Annotated in this window: 19 protein-coding genes; 12 read left to right on the top strand and 7 right to left on the bottom strand. The window is 73.7% G+C overall.

The genetic code is table 11. From position 1 onward, the window contains the following. Positions 1-131: 131 nt before the first annotated feature. Positions 132-815 (top strand): response regulator transcription factor, encoded by a 684-nt coding sequence (locus QQX09_RS05005; RefSeq protein ID WP_301131667.1) that lies wholly within the window; start codon positions 132-134, stop codon positions 813-815. Beyond that, the gene (locus tag QQX09_RS05000; RefSeq protein WP_301131666.1) at positions 812-2,242 is read left to right on the top strand and encodes a sensor histidine kinase; all 1,431 of its coding nucleotides are present in this window, start codon (positions 812-814) and stop codon (positions 2,240-2,242) included. The genes QQX09_RS05005 and QQX09_RS05000 overlap by 4 nt, the downstream gene beginning before the upstream one ends. Here QQX09_RS05000 and QQX09_RS04995 read toward each other — a convergent pair. After that, on the bottom strand, positions 2,228-2,842 hold the full coding sequence (locus QQX09_RS04995) for a TetR/AcrR family transcriptional regulator (protein ID WP_301131665.1): 615 nt from the start codon (positions 2,840-2,842) through the stop codon (positions 2,228-2,230). The genes QQX09_RS05000 and QQX09_RS04995 overlap by 15 nt on opposite strands. A gap of 117 nt (positions 2,843-2,959) precedes the next feature. Here QQX09_RS04995 and QQX09_RS04990 point away from each other — a divergent pair, with 117 nt between their 5' ends. Next, positions 2,960-4,393, top strand: coding sequence for a DHA2 family efflux MFS transporter permease subunit (locus QQX09_RS04990; protein WP_301131664.1), 1,434 nt, complete (start codon positions 2,960-2,962; stop codon positions 4,391-4,393). 74 nt (positions 4,394-4,467) lie between these two features. Here QQX09_RS04990 and QQX09_RS04985 read toward each other — a convergent pair whose 3' ends face one another. After that, positions 4,468-4,896, bottom strand: coding sequence for a cupin domain-containing protein (locus QQX09_RS04985; protein ID WP_301131663.1), 429 nt, complete (start codon positions 4,894-4,896; stop codon positions 4,468-4,470). A gap of 60 nt (positions 4,897-4,956) precedes the next feature. On the opposite strand from QQX09_RS04985, the gene QQX09_RS04980 reads away from it, so the two are divergent. Genes QQX09_RS04980 through QQX09_RS04970 form a run of 3 tightly spaced genes read left to right on the top strand, consistent with a single transcriptional unit; the run spans position 4,957 to position 7,063 of the window. Further along, complete coding sequence (locus QQX09_RS04980; protein WP_301131662.1) at positions 4,957-5,547, top strand: TetR/AcrR family transcriptional regulator; 591 nt, start codon at positions 4,957-4,959, stop codon at positions 5,545-5,547. Continuing rightward, complete coding sequence (locus tag QQX09_RS04975; RefSeq protein WP_301131661.1) at positions 5,544-6,296, top strand: ABC transporter ATP-binding protein; 753 nt, start codon at positions 5,544-5,546, stop codon at positions 6,294-6,296. Before QQX09_RS04980 ends, QQX09_RS04975 begins: the two co-directional genes overlap by 4 nt. Then, positions 6,293-7,063, top strand: coding sequence for an ABC transporter permease (locus QQX09_RS04970; RefSeq protein WP_301131660.1), 771 nt, complete (start codon positions 6,293-6,295; stop codon positions 7,061-7,063). Before QQX09_RS04975 ends, QQX09_RS04970 begins: the two co-directional genes overlap by 4 nt. Positions 7,064-7,076: 13 nt before the next feature. Here QQX09_RS04970 and QQX09_RS04965 read toward each other — a convergent pair whose 3' ends face one another. Further along, on the bottom strand, positions 7,077-7,568 hold the full coding sequence (locus QQX09_RS04965) for an SRPBCC family protein (protein WP_301131659.1): 492 nt from the start codon (positions 7,566-7,568) through the stop codon (positions 7,077-7,079). Positions 7,569-7,624: 56 nt separating this feature from the next. On the opposite strand from QQX09_RS04965, the gene QQX09_RS04960 reads away from it, so the two are divergent. Beyond that, a complete protein-coding gene (locus QQX09_RS04960; protein ID WP_301131658.1) occupies positions 7,625-8,422 on the top strand; it encodes a putative protein N(5)-glutamine methyltransferase in 798 nt (265 codons plus the stop codon). Here QQX09_RS04960 and QQX09_RS04955 read toward each other — a convergent pair. Both QQX09_RS04955 and QQX09_RS04950 read right to left on the bottom strand, forming a co-directional pair. Next, positions 8,386-9,378, bottom strand: a complete 993-nt coding sequence (locus QQX09_RS04955; protein ID WP_301131657.1) for an SRPBCC family protein — start codon at positions 9,376-9,378, stop codon at positions 8,386-8,388. The two genes, QQX09_RS04960 and QQX09_RS04955, sit on opposite strands and share 37 nt — an antisense overlap. A gap of 3 nt (positions 9,379-9,381) precedes the next feature. Beyond that, positions 9,382-9,750, bottom strand: a complete 369-nt coding sequence (locus QQX09_RS04950) for an ArsR/SmtB family transcription factor (protein ID WP_301131656.1) — start codon at positions 9,748-9,750, stop codon at positions 9,382-9,384. 143 nt (positions 9,751-9,893) lie between these two features. Here QQX09_RS04950 and QQX09_RS04945 point away from each other — a divergent pair, with 143 nt between their 5' ends. Both QQX09_RS04945 and QQX09_RS04940 read left to right on the top strand, forming a co-directional pair. Further along, positions 9,894-10,148: a ribbon-helix-helix protein, CopG family gene (locus QQX09_RS04945; RefSeq protein ID WP_301131655.1), complete on the top strand. Its 255-nt coding sequence runs from the start codon at positions 9,894-9,896 to the stop codon at positions 10,146-10,148. Beyond that, positions 10,145-10,432 (top strand): type II toxin-antitoxin system RelE/ParE family toxin, encoded by a 288-nt coding sequence (locus QQX09_RS04940; RefSeq protein WP_301131654.1) that lies wholly within the window; start codon positions 10,145-10,147, stop codon positions 10,430-10,432. The genes QQX09_RS04945 and QQX09_RS04940 overlap by 4 nt, the downstream gene beginning before the upstream one ends. 65 nt (positions 10,433-10,497) lie before the next feature. On the opposite strand, the gene QQX09_RS04935 is transcribed toward QQX09_RS04940, so the two are convergent. Both QQX09_RS04935 and QQX09_RS04930 read right to left on the bottom strand, forming a co-directional pair. After that, positions 10,498-10,890, bottom strand: a complete 393-nt coding sequence (locus QQX09_RS04935) for an FKBP-type peptidyl-prolyl cis-trans isomerase (protein WP_301131653.1) — start codon at positions 10,888-10,890, stop codon at positions 10,498-10,500. Positions 10,891-10,956: 66 nt separating this feature from the next. After that, positions 10,957-11,622: a methyltransferase family protein gene (locus tag QQX09_RS04930; RefSeq protein WP_301131652.1), complete on the bottom strand. Its 666-nt coding sequence runs from the start codon at positions 11,620-11,622 to the stop codon at positions 10,957-10,959. Positions 11,623-11,743: 121 nt separating this feature from the next. Here QQX09_RS04930 and QQX09_RS04925 point away from each other — a divergent pair, with 121 nt between their 5' ends. The 3 genes from QQX09_RS04925 (at position 11,744) to QQX09_RS04915 (ending at position 15,703) form a co-directional block, all read left to right on the top strand. Then, complete coding sequence (locus QQX09_RS04925) at positions 11,744-13,015, top strand: ATP-binding protein (protein ID WP_301131651.1); 1,272 nt, start codon at positions 11,744-11,746, stop codon at positions 13,013-13,015. Between the two features lie 280 nt (positions 13,016-13,295). Then, entirely contained in the window at positions 13,296-13,766 is a 471-nt protein-coding gene (locus tag QQX09_RS04920) for a nucleoside deaminase (RefSeq protein ID WP_301131650.1), read from the top strand. 92 nt (positions 13,767-13,858) lie between these two features. Continuing rightward, a complete protein-coding gene (locus QQX09_RS04915) occupies positions 13,859-15,703 on the top strand; it encodes a CLIPPER-2 domain-containing protein (RefSeq protein ID WP_301131649.1) in 1,845 nt (614 codons plus the stop codon).

Here is a 15,703-nt window from a genome sequence, read left to right as displayed (position 1 = left end):
TCACCTCGAGTTAACCTGCGCCACCTGGGAGGACGCTGAGAGGGAGCACGGGGGTTCCTGGGGACCGGGCTCGAGGCCCACGCCCAGGGTCCTCCCAGCAAACCGTGAGGTTGTGCGGGGATACTGGGGCCATGGCTGAACGACGCATCCTCGTGGTCGACGACGAGGACAACCTCCGCATGATGCTCTGTGCCGCCCTCCGCTACGAGGGCTACGAGGTCATGGACGCGAGCGACGGCCAGGCCGGCCTCAAGGCCGTACGCGAGCTGCGCCCCGACCTCATCGTGCTCGACGTGATGATGCCCGGGCTCGACGGCTTCGCCGTGACGCGCCGCCTGCGAGAGTCGGGCGACCGCACGCCGATCATCTTCCTCACCGCGCGCGACAGCGCGAAGGACAAGGTCGAGGGCCTCACCATCGGCGGCGACGACTACCTCCAGAAGCCGTTCAACCTCGACGAGCTGGTCGCGCGGGTCGAGGCGGTGTCGCGCCGCGTCGAGCGCGCGCCCAGCGCCTCCGACGTGTACCGCGTCGCGGACCTCGAGCTCGACGACGTGGCCCACCGCGTGACCCGCGGCGGCGAGGAGATCCAGCTCTCCCCCACGGAGTACAACCTGCTGCGCCACCTCATGCAGAACACCGGCCGCGTGCTGTCGCGCGGCCAGCTGCTCGAGGGCGTGTGGGGCTACTCGCGCGACGACGACCCGGGCGTCGTCGAGACCTACATCGGCTACGTGCGCCGCAAGGTCGACACCCAGGAGCCCAAGCTCATCCACACGGTCCGTGGGGTGGGCTACACGCTGAGGGTGTCGTGACGGCCCGCGCCGGGCTGACGCTTCGCTCCCGTGTCCTGATCGGCCTCGGCGCGATCGCGGCGATCGCCGTCGGCATCGCGCTCATCGTCACCGTGGTGACCCACACCTTCCTGGTCGGTCAGCTCGACGACCGCCTCGCATCGTCCTCCGAGACCATCGGCGGGCGCGGGGAGCCGCGGCTCGCGCTCGAGTGCGGGTCCGGCGACGAGGACGCGACGGAGACCGACGGCGACCGCCCCTCGGACGTCTTCAGAGGCTTCGTCGACCTCGCCGGCAACTGCTACGTCTTCTACACGCCCAACACCGTCGACGCGGCCAACACGTCGCCGGCCTTCGACGACGTGACGATGCCCACGAGCGGCTCCGCGTACCTGACCGTGCCGGCCTCGGACGGCGACGGGCAGTACCGCGTGCTCGCGCGGGCCACGAGCTTCGGCGCCGACATCACGGCGCTGCCGATGGACGACGTCGAGGCCACCACCCGCCGCCTCGTCCTCATCGAGGGGCTGGGCCTCGTGGCCATCCTCGGCGGCCTCGCCGTCGTGGGCTGGTTCGTCATCTCGCTCGGGGTCAACCCGATGCGGCGCATGGTCGACGCCTCCAAGCAGATCGCCACCGGCGACCTCGACGTCCGTCTCGAGGGAGCGGGCCAGGGCAGCGAGTCCGGCGAGCTCGCCTCGTCCCTCAACACCATGGTCGACACGCTCACCGACGCCCTCGACGAGCGCGCGCGCTCGGAGGCCCGCCTGCGCGAGTTCGTCGCGGACGCCTCGCACGAGCTGCGCACGCCCCTCACGACGGTCCTCGGCTACGCGGAGCTGTACCGCCGCGGCGCGCTCGCGCGCGACGAGGACGTGGCCGACGCGTGGACCCGCACCGAGGCCGAGGCCGGCCGCATGCGCAGGCTGGTGGAGGACATGCTGGAGCTCGCGCGCTACGACGCGGAGCCGCAGCTGACGCCCATCCGCCTCGACCTCGCGCACGTGTGCGAGGAGGTCGTGCGCGACGCGACGGCCGCCCGCGAGGGCGTGACGTTCGCGCTGGACGCGCCCGAGGCCGTCACCATCGAGGGCGACCCCGACCGCCTGCGTCAGGCGATCATCAACGTCGTCACCAACGCGGCCGTGCACGGCGGCGACAACGTCACGGTGCGCGTGCGGCGGGACGATGCGGCGGCCCGGGTCGAGGTCGTGGACGACGGCCCCGGCATGGCCCCCGACGTGGCCGGTCGCGCGACCGAGCGGTTCGTGCGCGGCGACCAGTCGCGCGCCCGCGCGACCGGCGGGTCGGGCCTGGGTCTCGCGATCACGGCCGCGATCGTGGCCGTGCACGGCGGCGCGCTCGAGGTCGACTCGGTCGAGGGCGACGGCACGACGGTCCGCATCACCCTGCCGCTCGCTCCGGCGGAGGGGTCAGCCGGCGGCTGAGGCCTGCGCCTCGAAGCTCGCGAGGATCGTCTCGCACTGCTCCCCCATCGAGGAGCTCAGCAGCTCGAAGGCCCGCGGATCGTCCTTGAGGTCGGGCATGCGGAGCGCGAGCAGGATCGTGTTGAGCATGCCGCGCGCGAAGAACTCGGTGGCCTCCTCGGCGGAGAACCCGGCCTCGTCACGGACGATCCGGTAGACGTCGAGGAAGCAACCGCGCGCCTCGGGACCGAAGACGGGGTCCTGACCCAGCCCGAAGAGGTGCAGCAGCGTGAGGAGGATCCCGCGGTCGGCGACGAGCTGGCCGTACGCGCGCCCGAGCGCCACCTGGCGCTCGAGGTTGGTCTCCTCGCCGGTGAAGCCGGCGATGATGTCGCGGAACGCGACGCGGAGCCGCCCGGTGGCGCGGCGGGAGACCTCGAGGAAGAGGTTCTCCTTCGAGCCGAACATCCGCACCACGTACGCCTGCGAGATCCCGGCCTGCTTGGCGATCGCGTCGGTGGTGCCGCCCGCGTAGCCCCGGTCGCCGAACACGATCGTCGCGGCGGCGAGGATCTGCTCGCGTCTGTCGTCGCTGCTCAGACGGCCTTCCACGGTGTTCATGTTGACATGTTATCAAGCGATTACTAGCGTGTCGAAGTGTAGTAATCAATTGATTACTCACGGCTCGGAGGCGGCGCCCCGCCCGCCCCGGCCCCACCGCCATCCCCGGGAGGGAACATGTCAACCACGTCACGCCGGACTTCCGTGGGCCTCGTGGTGCTCGCGGCGTCGATCCCCGCCTTCATGGCGAGCCTCGACAACCTCGTCGTCACCAACGCGCTGCCCGTCCTCGCCGTCGACCTCGACGCCTCGCTCGAGCAGCTCCAGTGGTTCATCAACGGCTACTCGCTCGCCTTCGCGAGCATGATCCTCATGGCGGTCGCGCTCGGCGACCGCTTCGGCCGCCGCCGGGTGTTCTCCGGCGGCGTCGCGCTGTTCACCGTCGCATCGATCCTGTGCGCGCTCGCCCCGACCGCGGAGGCGCTCATCGCCGCCCGCGTGCTCCAGGGCATCGGCGGCGCGGCGCTCATGCCGCTGTCGCTCGCGATCCTGTCCACCAACGTCTCCGCGCGGATGCGACCGCTCGCGATCGGCATCTGGGGCGGTGTCGCCGGCCTCGGCGTCGCGGTGGGCCCGCTCGTCGGCGGCGCCGTGGTCGAGGGCCTCACCTGGCACGCGATCTTCTGGCTCAACGTGCCGGTCGGGGTCCTCGCGCTCGTGCTGATCCGAGCGTTCCTCGCGGAGACCCGCGGCGACCGCGTGCGCCTCGACCTCGTCGGCCTCGGGCTGGGCATGGCGGCCGTGTTCGGCCTGGTCTTCGGGATCGTGCGCGGGAACGATGCGGGATGGACCTCGCCCCAGGTGCTCGCCGCGCTCGTCGGCGGCGCCGTCCTGCTGCTCGCCTTCCTCGCGTGGGAGGGCCGCACCCGCGACCCGCTGCTGCCGCTCGGGCTGTTCCGCGACCGCTCGTTCTCCGTCGCGAACGCGGTGGGCCTGATGTTCTCGATCGGCATCTTCGGCGCGGTGTTCATCCTCATCCAGTTCCTGCAGGTGGTGCAGGGGAGGTCGCCCCTCGAGGCGGGCGCGATGACGATGCCGTGGACCATGGCGCCGCTCGTCGTGGCCCCGCTCACCGGCATCGTCGCGCCGCGCGTCGGCATCCGCGCGCTCGTGACGACGGGGGTCGCGCTCCAGTCCGGGGGCCTCGCGTGGATCGGCCTCACGCTCGACCCGGCCGTCGCCTACGGCGAGCTCGTGCCGGGATTCGTCGCGTGCGGCGTGGGCATGGGCCTGGTCTTCGCCCCGCTCGCCACCGCGGTGCTCGCGCACATGCGCGACGAGGACCACGCCAAGGCGTCGGGCACCAACGCCACCGTCCGCGAGATCGGCGTCGCGCTCGGCATCGCGGTGCTCACCGCGGTGTTCACGGGCGTGGGCGGCGAGCTCACGCCCACCGGCTACACCGACGCGGCACGGACCGCGGTGCTGTGGGGTGCCGCGATCCTCGCGGCCACCACCGGCATCGCGACGCTGCTGCCGTCGCGACGTGCCGAGCTGGCGACGGCGCCCGCGGCCGAGGCCGCACCGGCCCCGGCCCTCGCCCCGGCCTGACCCCGAACCCGCCCCCGCCCCCGCCCCCGCCCCCGCCCCCGCCCCCGCGACATCGTCCGCAGGGCCGCCCGTCGTCACCAGGGCGACGGGCGGTCCTCGTCGCGCGTCGCGTCGTCGGGCAGGTGCGGCAGCTCGCCGCCGCCCGCGCGGATGCAGAACCACCGCATCGGCTCGGCGCTGTCGGGCACGCACCTCCAGGTCCGCCACACGCCCTGGCCCACGCGCACCGCGGTGCCGGGACCCACGTCGACGATCTCGTCGTCGAGCGCCATCTGGCCGCGACCGGCGAGGAAGACGTAGAGCTCCTCGATCGCGTCGTGCGTGTGCCAGTAGCCGGCCTCCTCGCCAGGCACGAACGCGTTGGCCGTCATGCCGATGTACTGCATCGCGATCTCGTGGTCCACCACGCGCCGGCCGTCGCGCAGCGTGTGCGGCTGGAAGCCGCCGTGATAGCCCCGCCAGTCCTCGAGGCCGCCCATCTCCAGCACCTGGTAGTCACCCATTCGGGCACGCTATCGCCCCCGCGGGTTGCGCACTAGATGTTAGTGACTAACACTAGAGGCATGACCACCCGCGCCGAGGCCACCCGCGCCCGCCTCCAGTCCGCCGCGCTCGACCTGTTCGAGCAGCGCGGCTACCGCGCGGTCACGGTCGAGGAGATCGCGACCGCCGCCGGCGTCAGCCACATGACGTTCTTCCGCCACTTCCCCACCAAGGAGCGGGTGCTCCTCGACGACCCCTTCGACCCCGTCATCGCCGCCGCGGTGGCCGCTCAGCCCGTGGACCTCCCCGCCATCGAGCGCGTCGCGCGGGGGCTGCTGTCGCTCGTGCCGCTGCTCGACCAGGAGCCCACCGCGTCCGCGCGCCGCGGTATCGCGATCGCGGCGCGGGAGCCCGAGCTCCAGGCGGGCATGGCCGCGAACTCCGCCGCGACCGAGCGGGCGATCGTCGAGGCCGCCGCGGGCCCCCGAGCCGAGCGGGAGATGCGCGTCGCCGCCGCGGCCTGCCTCGCCGCCGTCACCACCGTCCTGTTCTCCTGGGCGCTCGAGGGCACGAGCCGCACCATCGGCGCGCTCGTCGCCGAGGCGATGACCACCGTGGTGCCCAGCCTCGCCGACGCTCCGGTCGCCGCATTCGCCGGGGCGACGCCATGACCGCCCTCGAGCTTCGCGACGCCGTGCGCGTCTACGGCGGGCTGCGGGCGCTCGACGGCCTCACCCTCGCGGTGGAGGCGGGCGAGATCCACGCGATCGTCGGCCTCAACGGCGCCGGCAAGACCACCGCGATGAAGGCGCTCGTCGGGCACACGCGGCTCGACTCGGGCGCCGCGACGATCCTCGGCGCCCCGGCCGCGTCCGCCGGCCCCGTGACGTTCGCGCGGCTCGGCTTCGTCATCGACCAGCCGTTCGGGTACCCCGAGCTCACCGTCCGCGACAACATCGTCCATGCCGCCCGCCTGCACGGGCTCGACCGCCACGCGGCCGTGAGCGCGGCGTCGTCGTGGATCGCGCGTCTCGAGCTCGGGCCGTGGGCCGCACGCCGGGCGCGTGGGCTGTCGCTGGGCAACCGCCAGCGGCTGGGCCTCGCCTGTGCGGCCGCGCACGACCCCGACGTCCTCATCCTCGACGAGCCCACCAACGCGCTCGACCCCGCCGGGGTGCTGCTGCTGCGCGACGTCATCGTGGCGGCGGCCGCCAGGGGCGCGGGCGTGCTCGTCTCCAGCCATCACCTCGACGAGGTGTCGCGCATCGCCCACCGCATCACCGTGGTGCATGCGGGTCGCGTCGTGGGCGCCCTCGAGCCCGGGCATGCGGACCTCGAGCATCGCTTCTTCGAGATGGTGCGCGCGTGGGACGCGGACCACCGCGAGGATGCCCTCGCTCGTCAGGAGGCTCCCGCATGAGGATCGCGCTCGCCCTCCAGGTCGCGACGTTCTCGCGCTCGCTCACGGCGCGGCTCGCGACCGTGCTGCTGGCCGCCTTCCCCCCGCTGATGTCCGTGGGCATGGTGGTGCTCGCCCGGTCGGCCGATGCGGCGGGCCCGTCCGCGGCGAAGCTCGCACCGTACCGGGAGGGGCCCTTCGGCGAGACCGTCGCGGGCCTCGCGGGCCAGGTCGTGAGCGTGGTCGCGCTCATCGGCGTGGGCTTCGCGGTCGCCTGGCTCGTGGGCCGCGAGTGGGCGGACCGGACGGTCGGCTCGCTCTTCGCGCTGCCCGTCGGCCGCGCGGAGATCGCCCGCGCGAAGCTCGTGGTCGTTGCCGCGTGGGCCGCCGCGTCCCTCACCGTGGCGGTGGCGCTCACCGCCGCGGTGCTCGCGCTCGTGGATCCGGCGGCGCTCACCGCAGCGGTGGCGGGCCAACTGGTCCGCGTGTGGCTGGCCGGCCTCCTCATGGCCGCGCTCGCGCTGGGCTTCGGCGGGATCGCCGTGCTCACCCGGGGCTACCTGGGTGCCGCGGGCGCGATCGTCGGCGTGACGGCGGCGAGCCAGATCCTCGCGATGGTCGGACTCGGCGCCTGGGTCCCGTACGTCGCCCCTGCGATGTGGGCCGGAGCGGGCGGCCCCGAGGAGGCCGCGGCGATCGGGCCGATGTCGCTCGCGATCGCGGTCGCGTTCGCGGCCGCGGCCGTGTGGGCGTCGGTGCGCGCCTTCGCGCACGCCCGGCTGGACTGAGCCCGGGAGCGGCTCAGCCCTCGGCGTGGGAGTAGAGGCGCTGCAGCTCCTCGAAGTGCGGGTCCGAGTCCACCTCGGGCGGCGTGCCGCCCGAGAGGTGCAGCTCGAGCCGGTCGAGGTGCCAGTGCCAGCCCGCGGCGATGTCGGGGCTGTTCGGGTCGGGGCCCACGTGGTCGAAGGTGACGAAGGCTCCGTCTCCGTGCTCGGCGATCGCGATGCGCACCTGCCATCGCCCGCCCGGACCGTCCCACGCGTATTCGAGCGCGTGGGGCTCGTCCCACGCGAGCACCTCGCCGGCGCCGCCGTCGAAGGTCGTCACCGTGCCGCCGGCGCGGGGCTCGAACTCGGTGCGGAAGGCCCACGCCGCGGTGCGGTCGGGGTCCGTGAGGGCCGCCCACACCTCGGCGGGCGGCTGGGCGACCGCACGCTCGAAGCGCAGGTAGTCGCCGTCGTCCGGCGACAGCACACGTCCCTCGCCGGCGGGATCGATCTGGTCCGGGTCCATGCCTTCCAGTGTCCACGCTCCGGCCGGGAGCGCCACCCGAGCGGTAGCGTGCGAACGTGACGGGGAACGATGCGGTGGCGCGGCTGCGCGCGGCGGGCTGCGTGTTCGCCGAGGACGAGGCGCGGCTGATCGCCGAGGCCGGCGGCGGCGACGAGGGCCGGACGGCGCGGCTGCTGTCGCGTCGGATCGCGGGCGAGCCGCTCGAGCACGTGCTCGGCTGGGCCGGCTTCGCGGGCCTGCGGATCCCCGTGGCGCCGGGCATGTTCGTGCCGCGCCGGCGCACCGAGCTCGTGGCGAGCCTCGCGATCGCCCTCGCGCCGCACGGTGGTCTCGTGGTCGACCTCTGCTGTGGGACCGGGGCCATCGCCGCGGCGGTCGCGCATGCCCGCCCGGACCTGCGCATCGTCGCCGCCGACGTCGACCCGACCGCGGTCGCCGTCTCGGCGTCGACGCTCGCCCGGTTCGACGCATCGTCCCTGCTCTCCGACCTGGACGCGGCGCTCGGCGCGCTGGCGGGAACGGTGGACGTCGTCGCCTCCTGCCCGCCCTACGTGCCGACGGCCGAGATCCCCCTGATGCCGCGCGAGGCCCGCGACCACGAGCCGACGCTCGCGCTCGACGGCGGCGCGGACGGGACCGCGCTGCAGCGCGGCGTGCTCGCCGCATCGTCGCGGCTGCTCCGGCCGGGCGGGGTCGCGATCGTGGAGACGAGCGAGGCCCTCGTCGAGCTCACCGCGCGTGCGGCGGGCGACGAGGGCCTCGAGGCGACGGTCGAGCGCGACGAGGAGCTCGACGCGACCGTGGTGGTGGCGCGGCGTCACACCCCCACGAGCTCGGCCTCGAGCCGCGCGTAGCTGGTCTCCATGCCGTCGGCCATGCCGGTGCCGAGCACGATGTCGCGCAGCTCCTTGGTGGGATACGTGATGACCACCGTGAGCAGCGTGGTGCCGTCCTGGCGCGGTGTCAGGGTGAGCTCGTTGGTGGTGCCCGGCCCCTCCATGCCGATCATCCGCTCCGAGGTGACCTCGCGGTGCGGCGGGTTCGACTCGAGCAGCTCCCCCTCGAAGCCGAACGGCGGGGCGCCGTCCGCGGGCCCGCCGGGATCGGGCGCCCACTCGAAGCGGTAGGAGTCGCCCAGGTTCTCGGCGGCGATGGCGACCGGCATGCTCCAGCCGTCGGGCCCGAGCATCCAGCGCTTGAGCAGCTCGGGCTCGTGGTGGGCGCGCCACACCTGGTCCACCGTGCCGCGGATGACCCGGCTCACGCGCACCTGGGTGTCGGAGAGGATCTGCGGAACCGTGCCGCGGCCGGCCGCGAAGGCCTCGAGGTCGGCGAGCATCGCGTCCATCTGGCCCATGGCCGCGCGCATGCCCTCCTCCATGCCCATGGCGAGCAGCTGCTCGAGCTCGTCGGCGCTGTTGAACCACGTGGTGCTCTCGACGCGCGACCCCTCCGGCGTCGCGGAGAAGGCGAAGGTCATGCGCATGGTCGGCATGTCGGGGTTGGGCGTGCCGTCCTCGAGCGCGAAGCCGTCGAGCACCTCGAAGGAGTGCGGGGCGTCGACCGCGAGGAACTCCCAGTAGCCGGCGGAGACGTCGCCGTCCGGGCCGTGCATCTCGTACTGCGAGCGGCCGCCCGCCGTCATGTCATGGCGGTAGAACGTGGCCGGATACGTGGGAGGACCCCAGAAGCGCTCGAGCTCGCGCGGGTCTGCGAACGCATCCCAGAGGCGCTGGACGGGGACCGCGAAGTCGGCGGTCACCGTCATGGTGAGGGCCTCGGGATCCTTGGTGACGGACGTGATGGGCATGGCTCACTCCTGTTCTGGAGCAGGTGGGGACGGGGGCTCGGGCTGCGCGAGCAGCGCGTCGAGCCGGTCGATGCGAGCGCGCCACAGCTGCTCGTACCGGTCGAGCAGGGCCTGGACCCTGCGGATGGCGTCGGGATTGCCGCGGACCAGCCGCTCGCGGCCGCGGTTCTGCTTGGACACGAGTCCCGCCCTCTCGAGCACCGCGACGTGCTTCTGCACCGCCGCGAAGGACATGTCGTACCGGTCCGCGAGAGCGCTGACGGACTGCTCCCCGGTGAGGACGCGCTCGACGATGTCGCGGCGCGTCGCGTCCGCCAGGGCCCGGAAGATCCGGTCGACCTCGGCGTCCGACAGGTCAATTTCTACAACCATTTGGTTGTACGTTAACCCCGGGGGCGCCGCGGCGCAACCCCTGACGACGACGAGGGGCGCCCGCCATGCCCCTCCACATCGCCGGCATGCCGTAGCCGAGCCAGCGGTATGCTTGTGTCATACCGCAGGGGTCGGGAGGATCCATGGCTGTGCGCAAGGTCGCCGTCACACTGCCGGAGGAGCTCTTCGAGATCGTCGAGCGCGCCAGAGCCGTCGAGCATCGCACGCGCTCCGAGGTGATCCAGGAGGCGTTGCGGACGCACTTCGGTGAAGCCGTATACGTCCCCTCCGCCGAGGAGCGGCATCGCCTGCTCGCCGGGCTCGACGAGGCAGCGCAGGACCCGGAGCGGAGCCGAGACTGGGCCCAGGTCCGCGCCGAGCTGCACCCCGAGCAGTGACGATTCGGCTCACCGAGCTCGCCGTCGGCGATCTGACCGAGACCCGCGACCACTACCGCGCGATCGACGAGGAGCTGGAGCGGCGCTTCCTCGGCCAGCTCGATCGCGCGATGGAAAGGCTCGCGATGTTCCCGCATGGCGCTCCGCCCGTCGACGGCGTGCCGGGCGTGAGGCGAGCACGGATCCGCGACTTCCCCTACGGGCTCTTCTACCGCGTCGACGAGCGGGGCATCCTGGTCATCCGCGTGCTGCACACCCGGCGCGACACGCACGACGTCGGCTGAGGCGCGCGGGCGCGCATCACGCGTCCTGCGCCCCCGCGCGCGAGGGCCACCCGGAGGGCCCGCCGTCAGCGCGCCTCGAGCACGTCCACCGTGAAGACGAGCGTCGAGCCCGCCGGGATCGGGCCCATGGGACGGAAGCCGTAGCCGGACTCCGGCGGCACCACGAGCAGCAGCTTCGAGCCGACCGGCTGCCCGACGATCCCGTCGACCCAGCCGTCGATGAGCGAGCCGTACGCGATGGGGAACGAGATGGACTCGCCGCGGTCCCACGACGAGTCGAACTTCGCGCCGTCCCACAGCCAGCCGCTGTAGTGGACGGTGATGTGCTGGCCCTCGGACACGGCAGGGCCGTCACCGGCCTCGTGGACCTCCACCACGAGCCCCTCGGGCTTCTCGGCACCGGTGAAGTCGATGCTCGGCGCGCCGTTCGCGTCGCGGGTGATCGTGGGCAGCGTCATGGTCGCTCCTTGGGTCGCGGACTGTCCCCGACAGCCTACGGCGGGCCGCGCCACGGGCGCGCGCCGTCACCACACGAACGGGAACAGCCGCTTGGTCGCCCAGGCGTACGCGCGGAAGGCGTCGCCGTAGTGGTCCTCGAGATGCGCATCGAGCCGCGGGATGTGCATGAACGCGAACATCGCCGCCATGAGCACCGGCGCGAGCAGCGGCCACCAGCCCCCGGCGACCATCGCGAAGCCGGCGAACAGCACCACGTCCCCGAGGTAGTTCGGGTGGATCACCAGCGAGAACAGCCCGCCCGTGTAGAGCACGCCGCGGTGCGCGGGGTCCCGCTTGAACCGCCGCCGCTGCTCCTCCGACCAGGTGTTGAGCCACGACCCGAGCACGTAGAGGAGCACGCCGCACCACACGATCCAGTCGACCGGCGCCTGCTCGATGCCGCCGAACCACGCCATCGTCAGCTGCAGCACCACCACCCACGGCCCGACCGCGAGCGCCTCCGACCACGGGAACGGCCGCTTCACCATCACGTACTGCGTGACGAGCAGGCGCACGAGGTAGACCACCGCGAGGACGCCGACGAGCGTCCTCCTCAGCGGGCTCGCGACGGGCAGGTCGCCGCCGAACCAGTCGTGCACCCCGAAGGAGAGGAAGGACAGGCTCGCCGCGACGGCGCCCACGTGGAGCATCGCGACGAGGGCCTTGGGTCCGGACGATGCGGGCGGCGCCATGCGTCCACCCTGGCCGCTTCCTGGGGTGCGGGCAAGCGCGGGCCCCGACCCCTCGCCCGCGCATACCCCCCTGGGGTAGCGTCGGAGCGTCCCCGGTACGACGACGTGCGAGGAGGCCGCCATGCCCACCTGGCGAATCCGTGACGCCCACGCCGAGGACCTCGAGTCCGTGGTGAGGCTGTGGGAGCAGTCCCGCGCCGCCGGCGTCGAGCCGGTCTACGCGCTGGCGGAGGTGCTCACCTCCGCGGCGGAGGACATCGCGGTGGTCGCGACCGTGCAGGACGAGATCGTCGGGGCGGCCGTCGCGCGCCGCGCCCACAACCAGGCGTGGATCGTGTTCCACGGGGTGGACGATGCGTGGCACGGGAAGGGCATCGGGCCGGGCCTGCTCGCGGCGGTCGAGACCCGCGTCGCGGAGGCCGGGCCCAGCACGCTGTCCGCCCTCGTCCCGGCGGAGCAGACGCACCTCGACGCCTTTCGCGACGCCGGCTTCGCCGAGAAGAAGGCGGTCCGCTACCTCGAGCGTCGGATCCGCGTGCAGCGCGAGGAGATGGCGCTGCTCGAGGAGCTCGGCGGCCGGGTGCTGCCGCGCGGGCTGTGGGACGGCGTCGCGGGCATGCGCCGCGAGAAGGACCTCATCGAGAAGCGCCTCGTGCTGCCCCTCGCCGAGCCGGCGCTGGCGGACCGCTTCGGCGTGGCGCCGCCGCGCGCGGTGGTGATGTTCGGCCCGCCCGGCACCGGCAAGACCACGTTCGCCAAGGCGATCGCGTCGCGCCTCGACTGGTCGTTCGTCGAGGTGTTCCCGTCGCGCCTCGCCGCGGACCCCGCCGGGCTCGCCGGGGCGCTGCGCGACACGTTCCACCGGATCGCGGAGCTCGAGCACGCGGTGGTGCTCATCGACGAGGTCGAGGAGATCGCCTCGCACCGCCGGGGCGACCCGCCGTCGCCCCTCCAGGGCGTGACGAACGAGCTGCTCAAGCTCATCCCCGCGTTCCGCGAGCGCCCCGACCGGCTGCTCGTGTGCGCCACCAACTTCATCCGCTCGCTCGACTCGGCGTTCCTGCGCCACGGCCGCTTCGACTACGTCATCCCGATCGGCCTCCCGGACGCCGAGGCGCGGACCGCGATCTGGGGCAGGTTCATCCCGTCGGCGGCGACGGACGTCGACGTCTCGGCCGTGGTGGACGCCTCCGAGGGCTTCACGCCGGCGGACATCGAGTTCGCGGCGCGCCGGGCCAACCAGGCGGCGCTCGAGTCGGCCGTCGACGGCGGCGACGGCGCCGGGCCGACCACCGCGCACTACCTCGACGCGGTGTCCGCCACGCGGGCGACCGTGTCCGAGCAGGTGGTCGGGGAGTTCGAGGAGGACATCGAGGCCTTCGCGCGGGTCTGACCCGACCCCTCCCCGGCCCGCGCCTCTCCGCCGCTTCCGATCCCTCCGCGCTCCCCCTGCGAGGTGCCGAGTGCCCGGAATCGCCCCGTGCGGCGCGCTCGCGTGCACGTCGTGCTCGCGAATTTCAGGAATCGCTTCAACGGCCCCGCCGGAGGGGCGGTCCCGCCGCCCGCTGCTAGGCCTGTTCAAGCCCGCGTTGAAATACGCGGACACGAGGTGCGCGCCTGCGCGCGGACACGCGTGCGCCGCGGGCCCGGCGGCCGGTTCGTAGGCTGACCCCATGAGCGATCACCTCGACCACCTCCGCCGCGCCATCGCCGTCTCGCAGGCCGCGCGCGACCACGGCAACCACCCGTTCGGCGCCGTCCTCGTCGACCGCGAGGGACGCATCGTCCTCGAAGCCGAGAACACCGTCGTCACCCATCGCGACGCGACCGGCCACGCCGAGACCAACCTGGTCCGCCTGGCCAGCAACCAGCTCGACGCCGACGAGCTCGCCGCCTGCACGCTCGTGACGAGCTGCGAGCCGTGCGCGATGTGCTCCGGCGCGATCTACTGGTCGGGCATCGGCGCGGTCGTCTACGGCCTCGCCGAGACGGGCCTGCTCGCCATGACCGGCGCGCACGACGAGAACCCGACGCTCACCCTGCCGTGCCGCGACGTGCTCGGCGCCGGCTCGCGCACCATCGAGGTCACCGGCCCGCTGCTCGAGGAGGAGGCCGCCGCGCCCCATCGCGGCTTCTGGGACTGACGCATCGTCCCTGCTCAAGTCTTGTCCGCTGCGTGTCGATAACGGCGTTACACGAGGGTCTGACGGGCTGAGGGGCTGAGGGGGACGACCTGATGAGCACGAGGGCAATGCTGCCGCGCATGCGCACGGCGGCCATCACGACGGGGGTGCTCGCGGTCGCCGCGATCGTGCCGCTCGCGGTGGGCAGCGCGACCATCTCCAAGCTGACCGTCGCCGCGACGTACACCGGCTACAGCGACGACAACGGCAACGGCGTCCGCGACTGGGACGACCTGCTCACCTACACGTTCACGCTCACCACCACCGGCGGCACGAGCACCACCGAGATCACGGCACTCACGTCGGCGGACCTCACGATCGCGACGATCGACGCCCCGGACGGCATGCGGGTCTCCGGCAGCAACACCACGACGTTCACGGTGACCGGCCGCGCGGTGATCCCCACGGGCGGCGACGCCGCGGCCTTCGCGCCCGTCTTCGACCTCGTCACCGACGAGCCTCCCGCGCACGCCGAGCAGCGCGGCTCCGTCACCGCGACCGTCGTCGACCTCGCCGACCCCGCGCCCGTGACGGCCATCTCCGCGACCGCGTCGGCGACGCTCGTCGAGCTCGTCGGCGATACCGGGGACGGGCTGGCAGCGGCGGGCGACCGCGTCGACTACACCGTCGCCGTGACGAACGACGGCACCGAGCCCGTCGGCGACGTCGCCGCCACGTCGGACGGGATGACGGGGGCGGGCCCGGCGCTCGTCGACGCCGGCGACACCTCCGCCCCGTTCGCGGTCGGCAGCCACACCGTCACCGCGGCCGAGGTGGTGGGCGGCGAGGTGCCCGCGCGCGGCATCGACGTGAGCGCCATGGGCGAATCGGGTGCCGCCGCCGCGGCCTCCGCGACCGCCCCCGCGATCGCGACCGTGACCCCCGCGTTCGCGCTGACGGTCGACGCGACCGCATCGTTCTCCGACGGTGCCACCGGCGATCCCGTCGCGTGGCCCGCGACCGGTGACCTGGTCGCGCTGTCCGGCATCACCGCGACCAACGCGAGCGACGTCCCCATCGACGGCTTCCGCCTGGCGGGCGCCCCGCTCGCCTGCGACGGTGCCGCGACCGCGCTCGCCGAGGGCGACGAGGGCGTCTGCGCCGGCTCCTCCTCGTCCCCGCTCACCCGCGCGGACCTCGTCTCCGGCGTGCTGTCCCTCGCGGGCGTCACGGGCGAGGTGCGGTACGGCGGCGCGTGGCACCCGGCGGTGCTCTCGCTGCCGACCGTCCCGCTGGACGATGCGACCCCCGCCTTCGGCCTCACGGTCACCGGCGCGCTCGACGACGCGGACGGGGACGGCCTCGCGAACGCGGGCGAGACCATCGCCTACACGCTCGTGGTGCGGCACGACAGCCCGCTGTCGCTGCCCGACCTGCTCGCGACGGTGACCGACGACGGCTCGGACCTCTCGCTGGGCGCCGTGCTGCCGGCGGCCGCTGCCGTCGCCCCCGGGGAGGCCCTCACGGTGACCGCGCTGTACGAGGTCACCGCGGCCGACGAGGCTCGCGGCAGCGTCACCTATGCGGCGACGCTCGTGCCCGCGATGACCGGCCTGACCCTCGACCCGCTGGCCGCGGCCCCCGTGGCGATCGCGGCGGGGCCGGTCGCGACGGGGCCCGAGCCCGAGCCCGCGGAGACCGACACCACCGAGGCCGCCGTCGAGTCCGCGGCGGTCCCCGCGGGCACGCCGGAGACCGCCGAGCCGACCTCGACCCCGTCCGCGAGCGCCACCGCAGCGGCCACGGCGGCGGGATCCGACGACGCGACGCTGTCGCTCACCGGCGCCCGCGTCGGCGGCCTGGGCGCGCTCGCCGCGGCGCTGGTCGGGCTCGGCACGCTGGCCCTCGTCGCGGGTCGTCCGCGCACTGCGCATGTCGCGGCACGTCACGTGCGGTGA

It is taken from the genome of Demequina litoralis, assembly GCF_030418455.1.
In the GTDB taxonomy this organism is placed as follows: Bacteria; Actinomycetota; Actinomycetes; order Actinomycetales; family Demequinaceae; genus Demequina; species Demequina litoralis.
Note: the sequence above shows the minus strand (reverse complement) of the source record. Positions and strands in the feature narration are given on the sequence as shown.